This window comes from Methylobacterium sp. A54F (assembly GCF_053346035.1).
In genome coordinates this window covers 89322-111503 of the sequence record NZ_JBKFBF010000004.1, presented here as the reverse complement: position 1 = coordinate 111503, position 22182 = coordinate 89322, and the positions used below count along the sequence as shown (strand labels likewise).

At 70.3% G+C, this 22182-nt stretch carries 20 protein-coding genes; 11 read left to right on the top strand and 9 right to left on the bottom strand.

Translation table 11 applies throughout. From position 1 onward, the window contains the following. The first annotated feature begins 80 nt into the window (after nucleotides 1-80). Nucleotides 81-890 (top strand): precorrin-2 C(20)-methyltransferase, encoded by an 810-nt coding sequence (locus ACLBXP_RS08625; RefSeq protein WP_447667223.1) that lies wholly within the window; start codon nucleotides 81-83, stop codon nucleotides 888-890. Nucleotides 891-899: 9 nt separating this feature from the next. Here ACLBXP_RS08625 and ACLBXP_RS08620 read toward each other — a convergent pair whose 3' ends face one another. Then, nucleotides 900-2873 (bottom strand): OPT family oligopeptide transporter, encoded by a 1974-nt coding sequence (locus ACLBXP_RS08620; RefSeq protein WP_447667222.1) that lies wholly within the window; start codon nucleotides 2871-2873, stop codon nucleotides 900-902. Between the two features lie 528 nt (nucleotides 2874-3401). On the opposite strand from ACLBXP_RS08620, the gene ACLBXP_RS08615 reads away from it, so the two are divergent. The 5 genes from ACLBXP_RS08615 (at nucleotide 3402) to ACLBXP_RS08595 (ending at nucleotide 7864) form a co-directional block, all read left to right on the top strand. Next, entirely contained in the window at nucleotides 3402-4355 is a 954-nt protein-coding gene (locus tag ACLBXP_RS08615) for a methyltransferase (RefSeq protein WP_447667221.1), read from the top strand. Further along, on the top strand, nucleotides 4352-5287 hold the full coding sequence (egtD, locus tag ACLBXP_RS08610) for an L-histidine N(alpha)-methyltransferase (RefSeq protein WP_447667220.1): 936 nt from the start codon (nucleotides 4352-4354) through the stop codon (nucleotides 5285-5287). The genes ACLBXP_RS08615 and egtD overlap by 4 nt, the downstream gene beginning before the upstream one ends. 118 nt (nucleotides 5288-5405) lie before the next feature. Beyond that, nucleotides 5406-5915 (top strand): ferritin-like domain-containing protein, encoded by a 510-nt coding sequence (locus ACLBXP_RS08605; RefSeq protein WP_447667219.1) that lies wholly within the window; start codon nucleotides 5406-5408, stop codon nucleotides 5913-5915. 28 nt (nucleotides 5916-5943) lie between these two features. Next, nucleotides 5944-6963 carry an SDR family oxidoreductase gene (locus ACLBXP_RS08600; RefSeq protein ID WP_447667218.1) on the top strand — a complete coding sequence of 340 codons (1020 nt, stop codon included), beginning with the start codon at nucleotides 5944-5946 and terminating at the stop codon, nucleotides 6961-6963. 1 nt (nucleotide 6964) lies between these two features. Beyond that, nucleotides 6965-7864: an alpha/beta fold hydrolase gene (locus ACLBXP_RS08595; RefSeq protein WP_447667217.1), complete on the top strand. Its 900-nt coding sequence runs from the start codon at nucleotides 6965-6967 to the stop codon at nucleotides 7862-7864. Here the strand turns inward: ACLBXP_RS08595 and ACLBXP_RS08590 are convergent. The 4 genes from ACLBXP_RS08590 to ACLBXP_RS08575 form a co-directional block, all read right to left on the bottom strand. After that, nucleotides 7828-8445 carry a DUF1989 domain-containing protein gene (locus ACLBXP_RS08590; RefSeq protein ID WP_447667216.1) on the bottom strand — a complete coding sequence of 206 codons (618 nt, stop codon included), beginning with the start codon at nucleotides 8443-8445 and terminating at the stop codon, nucleotides 7828-7830. The two genes, ACLBXP_RS08595 and ACLBXP_RS08590, sit on opposite strands and share 37 nt — an antisense overlap. Further along, nucleotides 8435-9148: a guanitoxin biosynthesis heme-dependent pre-guanitoxin N-hydroxylase GntA gene (gene gntA / locus ACLBXP_RS08585; RefSeq protein WP_447667215.1), complete on the bottom strand. Its 714-nt coding sequence runs from the start codon at nucleotides 9146-9148 to the stop codon at nucleotides 8435-8437. The genes ACLBXP_RS08590 and gntA overlap by 11 nt, the downstream gene beginning before the upstream one ends. A 56-nt stretch (nucleotides 9149-9204) precedes the next feature. Next, nucleotides 9205-9834 carry a PRC-barrel domain-containing protein gene (locus ACLBXP_RS08580; protein ID WP_447667214.1) on the bottom strand — a complete coding sequence of 210 codons (630 nt, stop codon included), beginning with the start codon at nucleotides 9832-9834 and terminating at the stop codon, nucleotides 9205-9207. Between the two features lie 137 nt (nucleotides 9835-9971). Beyond that, on the bottom strand, nucleotides 9972-10439 hold the full coding sequence (locus ACLBXP_RS08575; RefSeq protein ID WP_447667213.1) for an Lrp/AsnC family transcriptional regulator: 468 nt from the start codon (nucleotides 10437-10439) through the stop codon (nucleotides 9972-9974). 124 nt (nucleotides 10440-10563) lie between these two features. Here ACLBXP_RS08575 and ACLBXP_RS08570 point away from each other — a divergent pair, with 124 nt between their 5' ends. The 3 genes from ACLBXP_RS08570 (at nucleotide 10564) to ACLBXP_RS08560 (ending at nucleotide 14263) form a co-directional block, all read left to right on the top strand. Continuing rightward, entirely contained in the window at nucleotides 10564-12927 is a 2364-nt protein-coding gene (locus tag ACLBXP_RS08570; protein WP_447667212.1) for a transketolase, read from the top strand. Between the two features lie 121 nt (nucleotides 12928-13048). Then, the gene (locus ACLBXP_RS08565; protein WP_447667211.1) at nucleotides 13049-13981 is read left to right on the top strand and encodes a LysR family transcriptional regulator; all 933 of its coding nucleotides are present in this window, start codon (nucleotides 13049-13051) and stop codon (nucleotides 13979-13981) included. 147 nt (nucleotides 13982-14128) lie between these two features. Then, the gene (locus tag ACLBXP_RS08560; protein WP_447667210.1) at nucleotides 14129-14263 is read left to right on the top strand and encodes a hypothetical protein; all 135 of its coding nucleotides are present in this window, start codon (nucleotides 14129-14131) and stop codon (nucleotides 14261-14263) included. Between the two features lie 211 nt (nucleotides 14264-14474). On the opposite strand, the gene ACLBXP_RS08555 is transcribed toward ACLBXP_RS08560, so the two are convergent. From ACLBXP_RS08555 to ACLBXP_RS08545, 3 genes are all read right to left on the bottom strand, one after another. After that, complete coding sequence (locus ACLBXP_RS08555; RefSeq protein WP_447667209.1) at nucleotides 14475-15605, bottom strand: GNAT family N-acetyltransferase; 1131 nt, start codon at nucleotides 15603-15605, stop codon at nucleotides 14475-14477. Further along, entirely contained in the window at nucleotides 15602-16597 is a 996-nt protein-coding gene (locus ACLBXP_RS08550) for a sterol desaturase family protein (protein ID WP_447667208.1), read from the bottom strand. The genes ACLBXP_RS08555 and ACLBXP_RS08550 overlap by 4 nt, the downstream gene beginning before the upstream one ends. A 279-nt stretch (nucleotides 16598-16876) precedes the next feature. Next, nucleotides 16877-18058, bottom strand: coding sequence for a glycosyltransferase (locus ACLBXP_RS08545; RefSeq protein ID WP_447667207.1), 1182 nt, complete (start codon nucleotides 18056-18058; stop codon nucleotides 16877-16879). Between the two features lie 205 nt (nucleotides 18059-18263). On the opposite strand from ACLBXP_RS08545, the gene ACLBXP_RS08540 reads away from it, so the two are divergent. Both ACLBXP_RS08540 and ACLBXP_RS08535 read left to right on the top strand, forming a co-directional pair. Next, nucleotides 18264-19550 (top strand): DUF1972 domain-containing protein, encoded by a 1287-nt coding sequence (locus ACLBXP_RS08540; RefSeq protein ID WP_447667206.1) that lies wholly within the window; start codon nucleotides 18264-18266, stop codon nucleotides 19548-19550. Nucleotides 19551-19599: 49 nt separating this feature from the next. Further along, on the top strand, nucleotides 19600-20886 hold the full coding sequence (locus ACLBXP_RS08535; protein WP_447667205.1) for a cellulase family glycosylhydrolase: 1287 nt from the start codon (nucleotides 19600-19602) through the stop codon (nucleotides 20884-20886). On the opposite strand, the gene ACLBXP_RS08530 is transcribed toward ACLBXP_RS08535, so the two are convergent. Then, on the bottom strand, nucleotides 20837-22114 hold the full coding sequence (locus tag ACLBXP_RS08530; protein ID WP_447667204.1) for a VpsF family polysaccharide biosynthesis protein: 1278 nt from the start codon (nucleotides 22112-22114) through the stop codon (nucleotides 20837-20839). The genes ACLBXP_RS08535 and ACLBXP_RS08530 overlap by 50 nt on opposite strands. Nucleotides 22115-22182 lie beyond the last annotated feature (68 nt).

The window sequence follows — 22182 nt, the reverse complement described above, 5'->3', positions numbered from 1 at the left end:
CGCACGGGGTCCCGGAGGCCCCTTCAAGGTTCCGTGCCCATCCGCGCCTCACCCCGAGGCCATCGATTGGACGAAACGACATGGATTCGGGCGAGCGGCTTCGCCTCGGGAGCCCGGAGGCGGAGCCCGCGGCGCCGCGGGCGGTGGTGACCGGCACGCTCTACGGCGTCGGCATGGGACCGGGCGACCCGGACTACCTCACCCTGCGCGCCCACCGCATCCTGCAGCGCGCCCCCGTCCTCGTGCACTTCTGCAAGCAGGGCCGGCGCGGCAACGCCCGCACCATCGCCGACGCCGTGCTCGGGCGCGACGCGCCGCGCCAGGCGCCCCGCGAACTCGCGCTCGCCTACCCCTACACCACCGAGCTGCCCCCCGAGCACCCCGACTACGTCGCGGCGCTGGCCGCCTTCTACGACGCGGCCGCCACGACCCTCGCCGACCACCTCGGCGCGGGCCGCGACGTCGCCATCCTGTCGGAGGGCGATCCCTTCTTCTACGGCTCGTTCATGCACCTGTGGCGGCGCCTCAAGGACCGCTTCCCCGTCGAGGTGGTGCCCGGCGTCACCGGCATGGCCGGCTGCTGGTCGCGGGCGGGCACGCCGATCACCTGGGGCGACGACGTGCTCACCGTGCTGCCCGCCACGCTGCCGGCCGCGACGCTGCTCGCCCGGCTGCGGGCGACGGACGCCGCGGTTATCATGAAGCTCGGCCGCCACCTGCCGAAGGTCCGCGCCGCCCTGGCCGAGGCCGGGCTGCTCGCCCGGGCCGTCTACGTCGAGCGCGGCACCATGGCGGGCGAGCGCATCCTGCCGCTGGCCGAGCGCCCCGACGACGCCCCCGCCCCCTACTTCGCCATCGTCCTCGTCCCCGGCGAGGGACGCAGGCCGTGACCGGACGCGTCAGGTCGCGGGCGCCCGCGCGGTGAGGCGCAGGAACACCGCGAGCGCGACGCCGAACACGCCGGCCCCGAGCCAGGTGGCGACGGGCGCGAAGCCCGGGCCCGCGAGTGCCAGCGCGTTGCTGTGCCCCGCCAGCGTGTCGGCCGCGGCGAGCAGGACCCCGACGAAGCTCTCCCCCACGAGGAAGCCCGAGGCGAGGAGGACGCCGCGCCGGCGCGCTGCCTCGCGCGGATCCGAATCGTCCTTCTCCGTCCCCGCCTGCCGGCGCAGGCGGCGATCGGCGATCCAGCCCAGCACGCCGCCGATCGCGATGGTGATCTCCACGTCGAGGGGCAGGTACATGCCGATCCCGACCGTGAGGGCGGGGAAGACGAGGCCGCGGCGCCGGAGCGCGGCCTCCAGCGCGACGAACACCACGCCGAGGCCGCAGCCGATCAGCACCATGGTCCAGGGCAACTCGCGCCGCACGATGCCGCCGGCGATCTGCGTCATCAGCGCGGCCTGCGGCGCCGGCAGGGCGTTCGCCGCATCCATGCCCTCGCGGGGGAGGGCGCCCACGAACCCGTAGGCCTGGTGGAGCAGGGCGAGGAGCGGCGCGATGACGAGCGCGCCGACGCAGACGCCGGCAATCAGCGCGACCTGCTGGCGCCAGGGCGTCGCGTCCACGATCTGGCCGGTCTTCAGGTCCTGCAGGTTGTCGTTGGCGATCGAGGCGACCGTGACGATGAACGCCGCGACGAGGAGTGCGAAGCCGACCGAGAAGGCCTCCCCGCCGTGCCCGGCGACGAGGAGCGGCACCAGGAGCGCCGTCAGCATGGTGGTTAGGATGCCGATGCCGGAGATCGGGCTCGACGAGGACCCGAGCAGGCCCGCGAGGTAGCCGCAGGCGGCCGCCATCAGGAACCCGAACAGCACCGCGAACAGCGTCGCGGCAATGATCAGCACGGGCAGCACGCCGCCGAGCCCGGCATCGCCCGCGAACCACCAGAACAGCCCGGCGAGCGGCAGCGCGAGGCCGAGCGCGCCCGCCGCCACGAGGGTGATCGGGATGTCCCGCTCCTGCCGGGGCAGGCCGCCGAGGGCGCCGCCGGGCCGCGCCGCGGCCACCGCCGAACGGACGCTCGCCAGGATCGGCCGCACCAGCGTACCGACCGTCCACAGGCCGCCGACCGCGATGATGCCGGCCCCGATGAGGCGGACCTGCCCGGACCAGACCGCCTCCGCGACCGCGCGGGGCGTCTCGCCGCTGCCCCCGCCCTGCGCCGTGATGAGCGGCACCGCGATGCCCCAGGCGATCACCACGCCGGAGAGCAGCGCGAGGCAGGCCCCGATGCCGACGAGGTAGCCGACGCCGACGAGGGCGAGGGAGAAGCCGGTCTCGACGCGGAAGAGGGCCCCGCCCGCACTCAGAGTCGCCTGCGCGCTGTGGGCGAGGACCCGCAGGCCGCTCGTCGCGAACCCGATCGCCCCGCCCGCTGCGGCCGCCCCGAGGAGGATGCTCAGGCCGCCGTCGCCGCCAGCCTCCGTTCCGGTCCTCAGCACCTCGGCGGCCGCGCGGCCCTCGGGGTAGGGGAGGTCGCCCGAGACCACGAGGGCGCGCCGCAGCGGGATCGAGAACGCCACCCCGAGGAGGCCGCCGAGGAGGCACAGGCCCGCGGTCTGCAGGAACGGGAAGCCCTGCCAGTGCCCGATCAGCACGAGGCCCGGCAGGACGAGGATGACGTTGCAGAGCGTGCCCGCCGCCGAGGCCTGGGTCTGGACGACGTTGTTCTCCAGGATGTTCGCGCCGCCGAGGAGGCGCAGGCAACCCATGGAGATCATCGCCGCCGGGATCGAGGACGAGAAGGTCATCCCCGTCTTCAGGCCCATGTAGATGTTGGCGGCCATGAACACGACGGTGATGGCCGCCCCGAGCAGGAGGCCCCGCACCGTCAGCTCGGTCTCGTGCAGGTCTCTCGGTCGCCGCGCGTCCATCACAACCTTGGCGTCAAGCGTGGCGGCCCAGTATCCGCACCGGAAAGACCGCAAGCTCCGCGCGGAGTTCACGTCTAACATAGGTTATGACGAGGGCCTTGCCGTCATCGGCAAGAGGAACGACCTTAATCTGCTGTGGTCGACCGAGGCAAATCGTTCGCTCCCGAGCAATCGCGAGCCGCGCCGTCGAGAGCCCGTCTGCCCCATGCGTTTCCTCATCGGTCCGATCGCGGCGGGTCGTCCGGCTCTTCCCTTGCGTCCCGGGGCGCGGATGCGAGGCTGCGGTCCAGGTCCGGTGCACCACCTGGAGCCCTCCTTCGAAGCCCCCTTGCGGGGGCACCTCAGGATGAGGTGGGCGGGTGGGATTCCCCGGGTGCTGGCTGCCTCCCACCCGCGACCTCATCCTGAGGTGCGCAGCGAAGCGGAGCCTCGAAGGAGCCCTCTAGGAAGCGCCTCCATCGCCGGCACCCTGCGTCGGGGCCCCCTTACGCGGCCCCCTCGAAACCAGCCCAGGCTCGGAATCCGCGCATGACGACCGCGCCGGGCGCTGCCTCCGATGACGCGCGGGTCGCGCTGCTGCGGCGCCTGAAGGGCGAGGGCTACGCCTTCACCACGGTCACGCCGGCCACCCATGCGCGCGTCAACGCAGGCCACGACAACGCCTGGGCGCGGTCGCTGCGCGACGTGCTGGGCTGGAGCCGGCCGTTCCGCGAGAATCTCCTGCCGCCGGATCTGCTCCGGGATCTCGACGCGGCGGAGGCGGTCGAGCGCGACGGCACGGCGCTGCGGCCGACCCTGCGGGTCTCCAGCCTCGACGATGCTCTGTTCGTGCATTCCTCCTTCCCGCCGCGGGCGACGGATGCGGTGTTCTTCGGCCCCGACGCCATCCGGTTCGTCGGCGCGGTGATCGCGCACCTCGCCGGGCGCGCCGGGCCGGTGCGGCGGGCCGTCGACATCGGCACGGGCTCGGGGGCCGCCGGCATCGCGGTGGCGCGGCGCAACCCGGACGCCGAGGTCACCCTCGTCGACATCAACCCCGCAGCGCTCCGGGCGGCGCGGATCAACGCCCGCGCGGCCGGCGTCGCGAACGTGACGGCATGCGCCAGCGACCTCCTCGACGCCGTGCCGGGCGACTTCGACCTGATCGTCTCGAACCCGCCCTTCATGCTCGACGCCGACGCCCGCACCTACCGGCACGGCGGCGGTCCGCTCGGGGCCGAGCTGTCACTGCGCATCGTAGGGGCCGCCGCCGGCCGCCTCACCCCGGGGGGCAGCCTCGTGCTGTTCACCGGCGCGGCGATCGTCGACGGGCAGGACCCGTTCCGGGCGGCCGCCGGCGCCCTGTGCGCGGAGGCGGGGCTCGACTGGACCTACCGCGAGTTCGACCCGGACGCCTACGGCGAGGAACTCGACGGACCGGCCTACGCGGCGGCCGAGCGCCTCGCCCTCGTGGTGCTGACGGCAACGCGGGGCCGCCGATGACGGAGGATGCCGAGCACGAAGCCTTCCGGGCCGACGTGATCGCGGGCCTCTCCGCGACCCCGCGCGCGGTGCCGGGCAAGCACCTCTGGGACGAGCGGGGATCCGACCTCTTCGACCGGATCACGGCCCACCCCGACTACTACCCGATGCGCGCCGAGATGGCGCTCCTGCCCGAGGCCGCCGCCGCCATCGCCCGGCGCATCGGCCCCGGCGCCACGGTGGTGGAGTTCGGCAGCGGAGCGAGCCGCAAGATCCGCACCCTCCTCGACGCCCTGCCGGCGCCGGCCCGCTACGTCGCCGTCGACATCTCGGCGGCCTACCTCGACGCCGCCGTCCGGCGCCTCGCGACGGACTATCCCGACGTCGCGATGATCCCGGTCGCCGCCGACTACTCCCGGCCGATCCGGCTGCCCGTCGACCTGTCGGGCGGTCCGGTCCTCGGCTTCTTTCCCGGCACCACGATCGGCAACGTGCCGCCCGAGGAGGCGGTCGGGTTCCTGGCCCGCGTCCGCGCGGCGCTGGGCGCCGGGCACCTCCTCATCGGCGCGGACCCGAACCGCGACCCCGCGCAGCTTCGCGCCGCCTACGGCGATTGCAGCGGGCTGATGCCGGCCTTTCACCGAAACCTCCTCGCGCGCCTCGCCCGCGACCTCGGCGCCGACCTCGAACCAGACGCCTTCGTGCACGAGGCCCGGATCCTGCCCGATCCGTTCCGGATGGAGGCTCACCTCGTCGCTTGCCGACCCACCCGGATCGCGATTTCGGGCCACACCTTCGAGTTCGCAGCCGGCGACAGCGTCCGCACGGACTTTTCCTACAAGCACGCCCCGGACACGGTGCGGACACTCGCCGGACAGGCCGGTTGGACACCCGAGGATCTGTGGCTGGACACGCACGAAAGCTTCAGCCTGCACCTCCTTCGCTGCACGTAATCGGAAACCGCGCAGCGCTATTCGGCCGCGCTTTCGCACGGAACTTCACCGGTCAGGAAAGATTGGCCCCTCAGACTCAGCTGTTCAGCAGCTTTGCCATAGCAACGAGGATGGAAGCATGACCATGGACGCGCGCGAGATCTATGTTTCTGCGCTGAAGAATACCCACGCGCTCGAAATGCAGGCACTACAGATCATGGAGCGTCAGGTCGAGCGCCTTCAGCGCTACCCGGAGATGGAGGACGCGCTTCGCCGTCACATCGAGGAGACCCACGGCCAGCGCACCCGTCTTGAGGAAGCATTGGGCGCCCTTTCGTCGAGCCCGTCGACGATCAAGGAAGGTGTTCTGGGCTTCGTCGGCAACATGATGGCCCTCGGACACACGCCCGCGCAGGACGAAATCCTGAAGAATACCTACGCCAACCATGCCTTCGAGAACTTCGAGATTGCGGCCTACGAGTCGTTGCTGGCGATTGCCGAGTCAGCCGGCCAGAGCGGCCACGTCACGGGCCTGCAACAGTCGCTCGACGAGGAGCGCGGCATGGCCAAGCGCGTGGCCGAGCTGATCCGCCCCACGACGCTGCGCTACATCGAGCTCACGACGGCCGGCGAAAAGGCAGACCGCTGATATCATTGACAGAATTCAAGGAATCTTCATGAAACGGGCCCCCAAGCCGCTCGACCGGCAGGTCGTCGTCATCACCGGCGCCTCGAGCGGCATCGGCCTCGCCACCGCCCGGATGGCCGCCCAGCGCGGCGCCCGGGTGGTCCTCATCGCCCGCGACGAGGCTGCCCTGAGCGAAGCGGTTCGGGGTATCGAAGCCGCCGGCGGTCAGGCCATGGCGGCTCCGGCCGATGTCGGCGACCGGGTTGCAGTACAGGCGGCGGCCGATGCAGCAATCGCGCGGTTCGGCGGTTTCGACACCTGGGTCAACGTCGCAGGCCTTACGATCTACGGACGCCTGCGGGAGATCTCGGACGCGGATCACGAGCGCCTTCTGCGCACGAACCTTTGGGGCACGGTCCTGGGATCGCTCATCGCCGTCGAACACTTGCGCGCGCGGGGCGGCGCCCTGATCAACGTCGGCAGCGTCGCCTCCGACCTCGCCTTCCCGATGCAGGGGATGTACGCGGCGAGCAAGCACGCGGTGAAGGGCTTCACCGACGCGCTGCGGATGGAACTGATCGAGGAAGGCCTTCCGATCTCGGTGACCCTCGTGAAGCCGACCTCGATCGACACCCCCCTGCCGCAACGGGCGCGGAACTACATGGACCGGGAGCCGATGCTGCCGCCCCCGGTCTACCCGCCCGAGGAAGTCGCCAACGCGATCCTGCACGCGGCCGTGCACCCGCAGCGCGACATTGTGGTGGGCGGCGGCGGCAAGGCCTTCACCGCATTCAAGGAATTCGCCCCGGGTGCCTATGATGCCCTGGCCCCGGCGGTGGTCCGGTTCCAGCGCCGGAGCGAGGCGCCGCAGAATCCGGAGGGCGCGCTCTACGCGCCGAAGAACGGCGGCAAGGTGCGGGGCACGCAACCCGGGTACGTGATGCGCACCAGCGCCTACACGCGCGCGACGCTGCATCCAGCGGCAACCGCGGGCATCGCCGCGCTCGGCATCGCCGCGACGCTCGGGCTGATCCTCAAGGACCTGCCCCGCGGCCGGCTGCCCCTCTGAGATGGAGCTTCTTCCAGGGCTCGCCGCCGGTCCGCACGCGAGCGCAACCCCGCCGATCGATCCGCGCGCCCTGCCGCGCCGCTTCGCCCCGACGCCGGACGGTCACGCGATCGCCTACGTCGAGGCCGGAACCGGCCCGGACGTCGTCCTCATCCACGGGACGCTGATGACGCTGGAGGACATGTGGCTCGGGCCGATGTCGAGCCTTGCTGCCCGATATCGCGTCCTCGCGGTCGACCGGCCGGGCCACGGCCTCAGCCGGCGCGCACGGCTCACCGATGCCTCGCCCTGGCGGCAGGCCGAACTCCTGCGCGGGGCGCTCCGGTTGATCGGGGTCAGGCGGCCGATCCTCATCGGACATTCCTACGGCGGCGCGGTGGCCCTCGCCCAGGCTCTCGCATTCCCCGACGACGTGGCGGCCGTCCTCGCGCTCGCACCCGTCTGCTTCCCGGAGCCGCGGCTCGAGCACGTCCTGTTCGGGCCCCGCGCGGTCCCGGCGGCCGGTAACCGCCTGTCGGCGCTGCTGCACGGCTCCCTCGATCCCGCACTCCTCGCGGTGCTCTGGCGCAGCATCTACCTGCCGCAGACGATGCCCGAACGGGTTGTGCGCGAGTTTCCGTTTCGGCTCGCAGCGCAGTCGGCCCAGATGGTCGCGGAGGGCGAGAACGCAATGGCGTTGGTGCCGGCGCTGACGCGGAGCGCGCTCGCCTACCCGACGTGCCGGGTTCCGGTGCACATCCTCGGCGGCACGGCAGACATCGTCGTCAACAACGCCCTGCATGGAGCGACGGCTGCCGCGCTCCTGCCGCAGGGGCGGTTCGGTTGGGTGCACGGGGCAGGACACATGCTGCACCACAGCCACGTTCAGGTAGTGGTCGAGGCCCTGCGCGCGATGGCGTAGTGGATCGGCTTGAAGCTGCCGTTGTTCGATTGCAGCGCGGAGCAGGCGGTGAGCCCGACGATCAGGTCGGCCTCCGCCTCGAACACGATCCGGTCTCCCGCTCGGCTCAGCGGCGGCTCCACGCGAAGGCGGCCGGTTTCGCCGTCGATCGGCACGTTCATGAAGCAGTTGAAGGCCACCGGGATGCGGTCCGGCCCGATCCCGTAGGGAGCCAGTGCCGCCGCGAGATTTCCGAAGCAGCCGCGATGCGGGTCGGTGTCGCCGTAGATGATCCGGAACGTGTCGGCCGAGCAGGGCGTCAACAGGAAGTCGTGGCGACCGACCGTATCGGCAACGATGCGCAGGAGGACGTTGGAACGGTTCGAGTAGATCGGGTCGCCCGTCGTCAGGTAGATCCTGCTCGCATAGTCGAGGGTGCGTCCGCTGGAGATCACCTCCTCCGTATCGTGCCGGTTGAACGCCAGCAGATCCGCGACCTGTTCGCCGCGCGGGTCGATCACGGTCAGTCGGTCGCCGCGATCGAGGGTGAAGGCGACGCCCGAGCGCGGCGCGATTTCGTGCGGCTGCCCCTCAGCGCACATCGCCCGTCCCCTCCCGGTCTGCCTCCGAGCCCCGGGGGCGGAACGGGCATTGCCAATCGGCTTCGACCGCGCGCCCGCTATACTGCCGGGCCTCGGACATCTCGCCGTGGCGCGCGATCATCGGATTGACCGAACCCGCGAGCGCGGCGTCGCGCTGAAGGATCGAGCGCCGAAGCTTCTCGTAGCGACCCTCGGCCCGAAGCCGCTCGAACTGGGCGTGCAGGTTGAATACGAGAACGGGCGATGCGAAGCGGCGCGCGGGCCGGCTCGCCCGCGGATGCAGCCCGACGATGAAGAAGGCCTCGCCCGCGAAGCTCAAGGAAAAGTGCGGGTTTTCCGGATCGTCGGCCACGCGCGCGTCCCACGCCTGGCCGAGCCAGGAATCCTTGTCGGACAAGGATTGGGCGCGGGCCCAGAGGTGATGCTCGAACGCCTGCTCGGACAGGTCGCCCGGGCCCTCGAACACGACGGCGAAGCTCTGGAAGAGATCGGGCTGCGCGCGGTATCGGCAAATGAAGGCGAGGAGGGCGGGGTAGATCCGCATGTCGTCCCATCCCGAGGTGATGTCGCGGGCAACGACCACCTTCATGCGTCCCCGGGAGAGGGCGGATTTCGCACCCACGCAGGGGAAGGGCGGATCTTCGATGAACGCGTGGAACGCGCGGGCGAGGGGATGGTCGCGGTCGTCGGTCGGCAAACGCATGGAAACTCTGGAACACCTACGCGATGGAAGATTGGTGGGCGGTTGACTCCGCGCGCTCAGCGCGCGCCGTCCTCCGCCCCGAAGCGGAAGGCCGGCGCGGCCTGGAGATCGGCCTTGGTCAGGCGGATCTCAGCCTCCACGGGCTCGCCGCCTGCCGCCACCGTGGCGGGTTGCGCCGGTGGTTCGCGGGCGGCCGTGGAGCCGGTCGCGTCGGTGACGCGGTCGCTGTGGCGGTTCTCAACGGCGGCCAGCGCTTCGTCGGTGATCTGCCCGCCGGGCAGCTTGTCGGGCCCGGTGCGATCGGCCGCGGCCTGATCGGGAGCCTTTCCGCCCGCCAGTCCGGTCAGCGGCACGTCCCGCCGATTCCAGGCGATGCCGGCGTAGGAGACGGCCACGGCTTTCTCTCCGAGCCCGAGGAGCCCGCCAACGCCGATCACGACCGCTGCAATGCGACCCTCGCGATCCAGGATGACGTCGTCGATCTTGCCGACCCGCACGCGGTCCATGCCGATGACGGGGAGGCCGATCAGCTTACCGACGCGCGTCGCGCCGGGGGGTGCCTCGGCGAGGATCTGCGCTCGTCCGTCGTCGCGTCCGGCCTGGCCGACCGGGGCCTCCTGCGCGAGCGCGGGTGCCGACAGCGCCACGAGCATCGTAATCGTGACGTGCTGACCCTTCATCACCATCGCGCCGCTTTCGTCCCCCGAAGAACTCCGAACGACAACCCTCCCTCTCCGAAAGTGTTCAATCGCCGGGGCGTGGCCGGACGGGGCTGAGATCGCAGGGTAAACGGCGGCTGTGGAGAGGCAGGACCGGCTCGCGATCAGACCGGCAGCGCGTTCGTGTACTTCACCTGCCCGAGGGCGAAGCTCGACTCGATCGAACCGACGCCGTCGAGCCGCGTGAGCTTGTCCTTCAGGAAGCGCTCGTAGGCGGCGAGATCGGGCACCACCACACGCACGAGGTAGTCGTGTCGGCCTGTCATCAGGTAGCATTCAACCACTTCGGGCCAGCGCGCCACCGCCTCTGCGAAGCGGTCCAGTTCCTCCTCCCGCTGCCGTTCCAGCTTCACCGACGCGAACACGCTGATCGGCAGGCCGACCTTGGCCTGATCGACCAGGGCCACGTAGCCCCGCAGGATACCGGCTTCCTCAAGAAGGCGAATCCGCCGCAGTGCCGGCGAGGGCGAAAGCCCCACACGTGCCGACAGTTCCTGGATGGTGATCCGTCCATCGCGCTGCAGTTCGGCCAGGATCCTTCGGTCGATGGCGTCGATCCGGCGTTCTGGCATAGGTGCGCGCCTCGGGCGTCCGTGTTGGCAGATCCTGCCGAACTTCGAGGAATATGAGGCATGTTTGGCAAATTTCACCGTCGAAGGCCGTGCATGATATGCCGCTTACGACGAGGCCGCGCCCATGCCGAACGATCCACGCCTGCCCTACCTGTCCGAGCTGGAGCGCAAGGCACTGTGGCTGTCCACCTGGATGATCCACAACGCCAACCACCTGCGCCCGAACCCGGACGGCATGAAGGTCGGCGGCCATCAGGCGTCGTCGGCCTCCCTGGCAACCATCCTGACGGCCCTCTACTTCGCGGTCCTGCGCCCGGAGGACCGGGTCGCAGTGAAGCCGCATGCGGGGCCGGTCTTCCATGCGATCCAGTACCTCGCCGGGCGCCAGACCCGGGCGAAGCTGGAGAACTTCCGCGGATTCGGCGGGGTGCAGAGCTACCCGTCCCGCACCAAGGATACGGACGACGTCGACTTCTCGACCGGCTCCGTCGGTCTCGGGGTGGCTCAGACGCTGTTCGGTGCGCTGGTGCGAGACTACGTCCGCGCCCACGGCTGGGGCCTCGATCGCCCGGAGGGCCGCATGGTCGCCCTCGTGGGCGACGCGGAGATGGACGAAGGCAACATCTTCGAGGCCCTGATGGAGGGCTGGAAGCAGGGCCTGCGCCGAACCTGGTGGATCATCGATTACAATCGCCAGAGCCTCGACGCGGTGATCCGCGAGGGCCTCTACAGCCGGTTCGAGGAAATCTTCCACTCGTTCGGGTGGGACGTCGTCGTCCTGAAGTACGGTTCGCTCATGGACGCGGCCTTCGCGGAGCCCGGCGGCGAGCGGCTTCGGCACTGGATCGACACCGCCCCGAACCAGCTCTACGCCGCCTTGACCTTCCAGGGTGGGGCCGCCTGGCGCAAGCGCCTCACGCTGGATTTCGCCGACGACGCGGATGCCCTCGCCCTGATCGAGCGCCGCTCAGACGAGGCGCTGGCCGAGCTGATGGGCAACCTCGGCGGCCACGATCTCGTCAATCTGCTGAAGGCCTTCGCGGCGGCCGACAACGACCGCCCGACCGTGTTCATCGCCTACACGGTGAAGGGCTACGGGCTGCCGCTGGCGGGCCACAAGGACAACCATTCGGGCCTGCTCACGCCCGCTCAGGCCGAGCTGCTGCGCGACCGGATGGCGGTGCGGCCCGGGCACGAATGGGAGGCCTTCGAAGGCCTGAGGCTGCCGGAGGATCAGCTTCGCAGCTTCATCGCCGAGGCACCCTTCTTCCGCGAGGGGCCGCGCCGCTACGAGGCGCCGGCCTTGCCCGTGCCCGCGGACTTTCCGTGCCCGCGCCAGCCCGTGCAATCGACCCAGGCCGGCTTCGGGCAGATCCTCAACGATCTGGCGCGCTCCGATGCCCCGATCGCGGATCGCATCGTCACCACCTCGCCGGACGTCACGGTCTCGACCAATCTGGGCGGATGGGTGAACCGGCGCGGTCTGTTCGCCCGGGAGGAACTGCGCGACCTGTTCCGCGCCGAGCGGATCCCATCGACCTTCACCTGGGACTTCTCCGCGAAGGGGCAGCACATCGAACTCGGCATCGCCGAGATGAACCTGTTCCTGCTACTGTCCGGCCTCGGCCTGTCCGACCGGCTGTTCGGCGAGCGCCTGATCCCGATCGGAACGCTCTACGATCCGTTCATCGCGCGCGGCCTCGATGCCCTGAACTACGCCTGCTACCAGGACGCCCGCTTCATCATCGCCGCGACGCCCTCCGGCGTGACGCTCGCACCGGAAGGGGGCGCGCATCAGTCGATCGGCACGCCGCTGATCGGCCTCGCGCAGGACGGGCTCGCGTCCTACGAGCCGGCCTTCGTGGACGAGCTGTCGGTCATCCTCGCCCACGCGCTGGACTTCGTTCAGCGGGACGGGCCGGACGGCGGGTCCGTCTACCTGCGCCTCTCCACGCGCTCGGTCGAGCAGCCGCGGCGCACCCTGACGCCCACCCAGGCGGCGGACATCGTGGCGGGCGCCTACTGGCTGCGGGAGCCCGGGCCGAACGCAGAGCTCGTCGTCGCCTACACGGGCGCGGTGGCGCCCGAGGCGATCGAAGCGGTGGGCCGGATCGCCGAGGATCGGCGCGACGTCGGCCTCCTCGCCGTGACCTCCGCGGACTGCCTTCATGCCGGCTGGACGGACGCGCAGCTGGCCCGCGAGCAGGGGCAGTCCGGCGCAATGAGCCACGTGGAGCGCCTCCTTGCCGGCCTGCCGTCGCATTGCGGTCTCGTCACGGTGATCGACGCGCACCCGGCGACCCTCGGTTGGCTCGGCTCGGTGCATGGGCACCGCACCCGGGCTCTCGGCGTGTCGCGCTTCGGCCAGACCGGGACGGTGGCGGATCTCTACCGGCACCATGGCATCGACGCGCGCGGCATCGCCACGGCCGCCCTCGGCCTCGCGCCGGAGCGTCCGATCCGTCAGCTGAGCCTGATCGCCGGCTGACGACGCCGGCCGGCGTGAAGCCAGCGTTGTCGCGCTTCACATCCCTTGCCAGGATGAGCCGTGCAGCGGAGGTGTTGCCCGGACCGCAGCCCGAACCGCCGCGCCGATGCGGGGGGAGAGAATGGTGGCGCCTGCGCTGCTGCGGCGGCTCGACCTGACGACGCTTCGCCTCTTCGTCGCGGTGTGCGAGGAGGGCACCCTCACGCAGGCGGCGCGGCACGCGGCCATCGCCCCGTCGGCCGTGAGCAAGCGGCTCGTCGAGCTGGAGCAGCATCTCGGCGTGCAGCTCCTCGTGCGCGGTCCGCGCGGCATGGCAGCGACGCCGGCAGGCGAGACCCTGCTGCATCACGCGCGACGCATGCTGCGGGATGCCGAACGGATCGCGCTGGAGCTCGCCGAGCACGCCAAGGGCGTGCGCGGCATCGTGCGCATGCTCGCGAATCTCTCGGCCATCGTGCAGTTCCTGCCCGAGGATCTGCGCGCGTTCCTTGCGGCACAGAGCGCCATCAAGATCGACCTCGAGGAGCGGCCGAGCACCGGCGTCGTGCGCGGCGTCGCGGAGGGGCTTGCCGAGATCGGCATCTGTGCGGGCAGTGTTCCGGCGAGCGGTCTGCGCAGCCTGCTGTACCGGCACGACCGGCTCGTCGTCGTGATGCGTCCCGATCATCCGCTGGCACTACGGACGGACCTCGCTTTTCGCGAGACGCTCGGCTTCGACTTCGTAGGTCTCCACGCCGAGAGCTCGATCTACAACAGCGTGCAGACCGAGGCCGCGCGGGTCGGAGGCGCCCTTCGGCTTCGAGTGCACGTCCCTGGCTTCGATGCAGTCTGCCGCATGGCCCAGGCCGACATGGGGCTCGGGGTCGTCCCCGAGGGTGTCTTCACCCTGTTCGGCCGATCGATGGACCTCGTCGCCGTTCCGCTCGCCGATGCCTGGGCTCGCCGCGAGCTTCGCCTCGTCACCCGCGATGTCACCCTTTCGCCAGCGGCCGAACTCCTCGTCCGGCACCTGACAACAAATCCAGTCCTATCGGCGGCGAGCGAGGCCCCCTGAGGGTCCGCCGAAGCCGCGGCTCGGCCGTGCCTGCTTCACGCACATGCGAGCGCTGCAGGATTCGCAATTGTTGCACTGCAGTATGATGTGATGCTTGGGCCAGCGACGCGGGGCCGTTCAGGCGTCCCGCCCAGGCACGAGTTGACGATGACGAGCCTTTCTCCGACGACCAGCGGCACTCATACCCTGAAGGGGCACGGCGAGGGCCTGGTCTCTCGTATGTTCCGGCTGTGGCTCGAGCATTACGAGCGGGTGCTCACGTTCAAGCACATGCCGTTCTGAACCTGCTATCCGTCACCAATCAGGCAGGTGACGCGCGGACCCCTGAGCCAGCGCCCTGGCGCGGAACACGACCGGGCATCGCGGCCTTCAACGGCGATGTTTGCGGTGACCGTGCTGACGGAGTGCCCGTGACCGTCGCCCCACGGGAATGTACGCCGCTTCGGTCCGGCACTTCTCTCTGCACACCGAACCGCGAGCTTGGGCGGCTCGCTCAGGCCACCGCCTCTGCGCCCTCGCCGCGGGCAGGGGATCCGCGGCGGGTGCGGGTCTTCACGGCATGCCCGACGCGATCGGCCAGCAGCGCCGCCCGCCCGAGCCAGGTGCGGCCGCCGCTGAGAGCGTCGAGGCGCACGGAATCGGTGGCGAACTTGTGCTTGAACGGCTCGTCGCCGCAGAGGAAATCGACCAGGTCGAGGCTGTTGTCGAAGGACCAGCGGATGTAGTCCGTCATCAGGACGGCGCCGGGCGACCCGCGCTCGTAGGCCGCGTCGTAGGTCGTCAGGAAGGCCATCATGCGGCCGGCCTGTATGAAGTTGACCGCGATCGCGACGATCGTCCCACCGCATTCGAGGACGAAGATGCGCAGGAGGCCGAGGTCGGCGAGCACCTGGACGAGTGCGGGCAGCGCGGCCGTCCCCTCGTCGAACAGGTCGGACTGGACGGTTTTCCCAGTGAGCCATTGGCGTTTCAGGGCGGCAAGCCGCTCCAGCACCGGCCCGATCGGCTCGTCGGGCGACAGCAGGCGGAAGCGCAGGCTGCCCTGCTCCCCGAGGAACTTCTGTCCGCGCCGGTAATTCTGGCGCATCTTCTTGGACTGCGCGTCGAACCAGGCCGCGCCGCTCGGAAAACCGCCAGCAACCCGCAGGCTGACCTCGCTCCGGCGATCCGTCGCGAGGCGCACCCCGGATCGCCCGCGCCCGCCCGACAGGCCGCACGCCTGCGCTGCCGGCAGGAGGCGCGGCAAGTAGGCCAGATCGAAGCCGCCCGCGTCCGAGAGCGCCTTCCACATCGACCCGGCAAGCTCCGGCGCGGCCTCCGGCGCGAGAAGCATGTCGGCGTAGTCGGTGTGGTCCTTCGCCGCCCATTCGAGGACCCGGATCCCCTTGTGGCGGCGGATGCCCAAGGGCATCACGCCGACCAGTTCGTCCCCGTGCCATGCGAGGACGATCCGCAGGCTGCGGCCGCTCCGGTTCGGCGCGGTGGCCCACCACGCGGCGACCCAGGCATGGCTCTGGAAGACGAGCGCGTCCGCCCGGGACCACAGCGCCATCCAGGCAGGCCCAATCTCGGCGAGACGCCGATCGTCCGAGACGATCTCGATGCTGACCGGTGCGGCGCTCACGAGTGGGATCCCTCGCCGGAGGCCGGGGCCTGCGATGGGCGGGACTGAAAGCGGCCGGCCACGTGCTGCCACATCTTGCGCAGCGGCAGCACGTAGAGCCCGCGAAGCGATTGGTAGTCGCGCACGTCCCGGTCCATCAGGCCGAACTTGAAGCTCTCGTTCGGCTCCGGCCGGCACAGGGTGCCGAACAGGCGGTCCCAGAACGCGAAGAGCAGCCCGAAGTTCTTGTCGTAATGCTTCGGGTTCGTGCTGTGGTGGAGCTGGTGCCAGTGGGGGCAGAGGATGAACTCGTTCAGCGGACCGAACGAGATCTTGAGGTGCGTGTGCCGCACGAAGTCCATCATGAGGATGTTGCGCATGATGTAGACGTTCACGCCGAAGATCGTGACCTCGACCGGATCGAGGGCGATCAGCGTCCAGATGCCGAAGCAGATGCCCGGGATCACCCCATCCCACATCCGGTTCATCAGCTCGTCGAGCGGGTGCACCCGGTCCTTCGTCACGCCGACCATCACCTCGGCCGAGTGATGGACCTTGTGCAGCTCCCACAGGAAGGGAAAGCGGTGCTGGGCCACGTGGTAGAGGTAGTAGGAGATGTCGTAGGCGAGCAGCATCGTGGCCGTGAAGATCACGACGGTGACGGGCCCCGCGGGACCGCCGAGGATCGGCACGTGGATGCCCAGCAGCGTGCCCAGAATCCGGTTCGTGGCGTAGCCGACCGCCACCACGAAGGTGACGCCGGCGGGCAGGAACAGGAACGGCACCAGGACACGCTTCGTCACGTAGAACAGGAAGTCGGCCTTGGCGGACGGATGCGTGATGATCTCATGCGGCAGCATGAACTCGAAGAAGTCGCGGAACGAGCGATCCTGCACGGTGCGCCAGTACGCGATCAGGGCGCAGGCGAAGGCCGTCCCGAGGAGGAGCAGCATCGCGAGGCCGCCCTCCGAGGTCAGCTTCGCGAGGACGCCGCCGATGAAAGTGTCCCACATGCCTCAACCTGCCTGTGTTGAGTCCACTTCGGGCTATGACGACCGAAGATACGCGCCCGTCCGTCGGGCATTGCCGCATGAGAACGCGGCACGCAGTCGGATGCTCCCTAGCAAATTGTGCGTAACAATGCCACCGGCCGCGGGTCGGATCGCACCCAGCATTGCCTCAGCGGACCGGAAACTCCGGTTAATTCAGTCTTTTCGCTGGGTTTCGTTAACGATCATTGCAGGATCATTACGGGTTCAAAGGAGCACGCCCGGATTTCAGCGAAGGGCACATCAGCGTTCGGCCGAGCGAGGCGGCGCTGCGAGCGGATCCAGCCGGCCCTGCGGCGCAGCGAGGCTGGACTGTTCCGTCAGGCGAATCATCGCGGCGATCCCGTCCGCGACGCTGTCGGGCCCGAAGACCGTCTCGTAGCGGGAACGGGCCGCGGCCGGATAGGAGGCCCAGCTCTCCGGATCCCTGATGATGCGCGCGAGCGTCACCGTGAGCGCGTCGGTGTCGCCCGGCTGCACGACCCAGCCCGACCGCTCGTCCTCTACGACCTCGGTGAGGCCGCCGATCCGCGAGACGAGCGCCGGTACGCCGTAGGACAAGGCCTCGATCGCCACGCGGCCGAGGGATTCCGGAAGCTGGGACGGCACGGTGACGACGTCTGCCCAGCGGTAGAGGGCGGAGGGGTCGTCCACGAACGGGGACAGGCTGACCTGCCGCGAGAGGCCGGCCGCCGCCACCTGATCCGCGAGGGCGCGCTCGCGCGCCTCGTCCTCGTAGGCGCTGCCGACGATTTTGACTTCGAGCCGGTCACGCAGGGCGAGCGGGAGGCGGCGGATGGCCTCGACCAGCACGTCCTGCCCCTTGATGCGACTGATTCGCCCGAGCATCAGCAGGCGTAGCGGGCGACTACCATCGTAGGTAGTACCGTTCGCCTCCGCCGGACCTGCGATCCCGTTGTAGACTACGCGGGTCGCGGCTTCGGGCGACCGTCCGAAGGCCTTCTGCGTCGCCCGCGAGTTGAAGATGACGTTGGCGCGGCTCCAACGTATCAGCCCCCGCAGCACCTGCAAGGTCGGCCCCTGCGGGATCTCGTGGACGTGCACCACCGTCCGGCCCGGAACGAAGCGGGCGGCGAGTAGGTAGTCGGCGACGACGGTGGTGTTCACGTAGACGAGGTCGCTGTCCCCGATGCGCCACATGGCCCGCGCCACGGCGAGCGGCAGCGCCGCGAGGCCCACGGTGGCGAGGCGCGCGAGGTTCTTCCTGCGCAACACCCACACCGGCTCGATCACGATGCGGGAGACGAAGGGTTCCAGCAACGTGCAGATCGGGCCGCGCCGCGGAAGGATCACGTCGATCCAAGCCTGAGGATAAGCGGCGCGGATAGTCTGCACGGTCTCGCAGAAGCTTCTGTCCGAGCCGTACAGCTCATGCCCCTGATGGACGCAGGTGATCCGTTTCATTTCGGGAACCTTGCGCGCCAACCCGGCACATGCGGGAACGTTGGCACGCTACTACGCAAATATGAACGTCGATCTAAGTCGACGCCGAGGTATAGGGAGCTGATCCCGCCTGAGACAATCCAACCAAAAGTTGTAGTCGCCGGTGACCGGACGGTAACACTCCATGCGTAGGACGAATGCTAGCCATGACGAGAAGGAGGCCGGCATGCCGGATCTGAGGCCATCCGTCCTGATCCTCGGAACGCGCGGCATCCCGGCCTCGCACGGCGGCTTCGAGACGTTCGCGGAAAAGCTTGCGCTGTTCCTGGTCGCGCGCGGCTGGCGCGTCGGCGTCTACTGCCAGGAGGATGTCGACCACGTCGACCAGCGCTTCGCGCAACGAACCTGGCGGGGCGTCGAGCTGATCGATGTCAGGGTTGCGATGCGCGGGCCCGCCGCGACGCTCGCCTTCGACGGGTTCTGCGCCCTCGACGCGGCGCGCCGGGGCGGCACCTGCATCGTGCTTGGCTACAACGGTGCCGTGTTCCTGCCGCTCCTCCGGCTCGCCGGCCGGAAGATCCTGACGAACATGGACGGGATCGAGTGGCGGCGCCCGAAATGGTCGCTGCCGGTGCGCACCTTCTTCTGGTTGAGCGAATGGATCGCCGCCTGGAGCTCGAACCGCCTCGTGGCCGATCATCCCGGCATCGCGGACCACCTCGCCACGCGCCGGCCGCGCCGCGCCATCGCGACGATCCCCTACGGCGGCGAGCCGATCCGGGACCGCTCCGCCGAGCCCCTGCGGCGCCTCGGCCTCGCTCCGGACGGCTACCTCGTCTCGATCGCCCGCATCGAGCCGGACAACAACATCCTGACCCTGGTCGAGGCGTTCTCGCGCGCCCCCCGCGGCATGACCCTCGCCGTGCTCGGGCAGCTCGATCCCGACAACGCCTATCACCGGGCGGTTCGCGCCGCGGCCGGCCCGGAGGTGCTGTTCCCGGGGGCGATCTACGAACCTGCGACCGTCCAGGCGTTGCGCCTGCACGCCCGCGCCTACCTGCACGGACACACGGTGGGAGGAACCAACCCCTCGCTGGTCGAGGCGCTGTGGGCCGGCAACGCCGTGATCGCCCACGACAACGTCTTCAACCGCGGCACAGCGGGCGACGCGCAGCTCTACTTCACCGACCGGGACAGCTGCGCGCAGGCCATCGAGACCGTGCTGACGGATCTCGGCCGGCTCGCCGTGGCGCGGAGCGCCGCGAGGGCCCGCTCGGCCGCCTTCGCGTGGGACGACATCCTCGGAGCCTACGAAGTAGAGCTCGCGGCGCTCGGGGCCGGACGTCTGCCGGACGCTGCCGCGACGGACGACGCGATTATGCCGGCGCAGGGGACGCGGAGCGAACCCGTCTCGCTCGCGGCACACAGGGCCGCGGCGGTACCCGGGCGAGCGAGACAGGCGGGTCCCGACGATAGGCTCGCGGCGCTGCCGGACCGGCGCACCCGTGCGTGAACCCGATCGACCTTCTGGCGCATCCGGCTCACCCGCGGTAGCGCGGGAAATGGAATCGCGATCGGGTCCAGACCGCAGGGTGCTCCTGGCGGGCGCACTCGCGCTCGCCGGCTCGTTCGCAGCCGGAGCCGCGCCCGCGCCTCTTCGCCTGCGCCGCGGGATCAACCTCTGGCCGTGGTTCTCGCTGACCCGCGAGTTTCCGGCACCGCGCATCGACTACGATTGGCCGCCCTTCCAACCCGAGCGTCCCACCCCGAGCGACGCCGATCTGGCGAGCCTTGCTGCGGCAGGCTTCGATTTTGTGCGGATCCCCGTCGATCCGGGGCCGTTCCTGGCCTTCCGGGGGGCGCAGCGCGCGAGCCTGCTGGCGGAACTCGCCGCAGCGGTGCGGCGCGCGCAAGCCGCGGGCCTGTCCGTCGTGGTCAACCTGCAGGCGAACGCCGCCACGCATCACTACCGGCCGGACGCGCTCTACGGCGGCCCATCCGCCCCGCTGCTCCCGGCCTTCCGCGAACTCCTGGCCGAGGTCGCGCGGCGCCTGACCGCGCTCGATCCCGCACGGGGCGCGCTGGAACCCGTCAACGAGCCCCCGCAGGGCTGCGGGGCAGGGGCCTGGGATGCGGTTCAGCGGATCCTCCTGGCCGAGGCGCGCCGCGCCGCGCCGACCGTAACCCTCGTGGCGACTGGCGCCTGCGGCAGCATGGCCCCGGGGTTGACGGCCCTGGACCCGACGCCGTGGCGCGCCTTCGCACCAGTCCTGTTCACCTTCCACTTCTACGAGCCCTACCTGTTCACCCATCAGGGCGCGACCTGGATGACGGGCGAGCCCTTCTACCGTGCGCTGAACAGCGTGCCCTGGCCGGGCTCGGCCGGTCGGCTCGACGAGACGCTGGCGGCCGTGCGTGCGCGCATGCGCGACGACGCCGGGACCTCCGCGGAGGCGAAGGCCGAGGCCTATCGGCAGACGGAGGCGAAGCTCAGGGAGTACTTCGCGGCATCGCCCGATCGCGGCTACCTCGCGCGCGGCCTCGCCGATGTCCGGACCTGGGCGGAGCTCTACGGCATCGCGCCCGGCGAGATCCTGCTCGGGGAGTTCGGCGCGCTGCGCAGCGATGCCACCTACGTGGCCTCGCACGCGCCCGACCGGGCGCGCTACGTGCGAGACGTCCGCGAGGCAGCCGAGGCGGCCGGGTTCGCCTGGGCGTTCTGGAACTACTTCGACGGTTTCGGCCTCACCCGGACGGACGCAGCACCCTCCGCCGGCGCCCGAAGCCTCGACCCCGCCCTCATCGACGCCCTCGGCCTGCGGATGCCGCCAGGGGCCGCGGCGCGCTGATGCGCTCGACCGCCACGGGGTAGAGGACCAGCAGCATCATCGCGAACTTCGCGAGCAGCGTGGACTTGCCGCCGAGCCCCTCGAAGGTGTTCACGAGACCGACGAAGGCCAGCATCGGCAACCACACGCCCCGTCGGCACTGCCGGGCGACCTCCGTGAGGAACAGCGCCACCGCGACGATCAGCAGGACCGTCATGAACACGCCGTGGTAGAGCAGCGTCCGGACGATCGGGTTCTCGATCCCCCATTCGAGCCCGTACATCCGCCGCAGGGTATCGATCAGCGTCGCATCCGGCCCGACCAGCAGGTCGCGGAAGGGGATGTCCTGGAAGATCTCCAGCATCTCGACACGGGCGTTGGCGCTCCCACCGTCCGAGGCGAAGCGCTCCAGGAGGGCGTCGAAGAATCCGCCGACCGCGAGCCCGCCGACCGCGATCGGCACCAGCGTGAGCAGGAAGGCACCGGCGGCGGCCGCGAGGATCGGAATGCGGCCCCGCGCAAGCGCGCGGTTCAGGGCGAGGAAACCGTAGGCACCGCCGAGGAGCACCGTCGCGACGGTGGCGGAGCGGCCCCCGAAGGTGATGAGCGCGGCGAGCTGCAGGCCGATCATGCCGGCCCGCAGGATCGGCGTCAGGCGTCCACCGCCGGTGGCGAGCGCCAGGATGTAGCAGGCCGTGAGCGTGGCGTTGGCGAGCGGGTGGCCCATCAGGGCGGCCGAGCGGGTGTCGGTTTCGAAGGCCAGCCCGTCGAGCCGGAAGGGGAAGAAGCGCTGGCCGCTCACGAACTCGAACAAGCCGAGCAGCGCGTTGGCGAGCATCGTGCCGTGGACGATGAGTTCCAGCCGCCGCAGGGTTCGGGCGTCGCGCCCGAGCATCAGGATCACGACGAGGCCGGCGAGCATGTAGACGTCGAGGGCACCCGCGAGCCCGGTGCCGCCCCGCGCGGCGATGAAGACGAGGAACACGACGCCGACGAGCGCGATGAAGGCGCTCGCCGGGCGGGCCCGCCCGACCTCGGCCAGATAGGCGACCGGATTGCCCGCGCGGGCCAGCGCGAGGCCGAACAGCGCGACGGCGAGGTAGGTCGCGGGGTGGATCTTCTGGGCCGCGGAGCCGGTGAGGCCGTCGTAGTTGAGGCCGAGCACCCAGAGCATCCCGCCCGACACGCCCATGAGGACGAGGCTCATCAGCAGGAAGGCTGCGGTCTCGGCGCGCGCCAACAGGCTCAAGCCCGGCTGCGCGCGGGTGCCTCGGCGACTGTCGCTCGCGGACGATCGGCGCGCGATCCCGCCGTGAA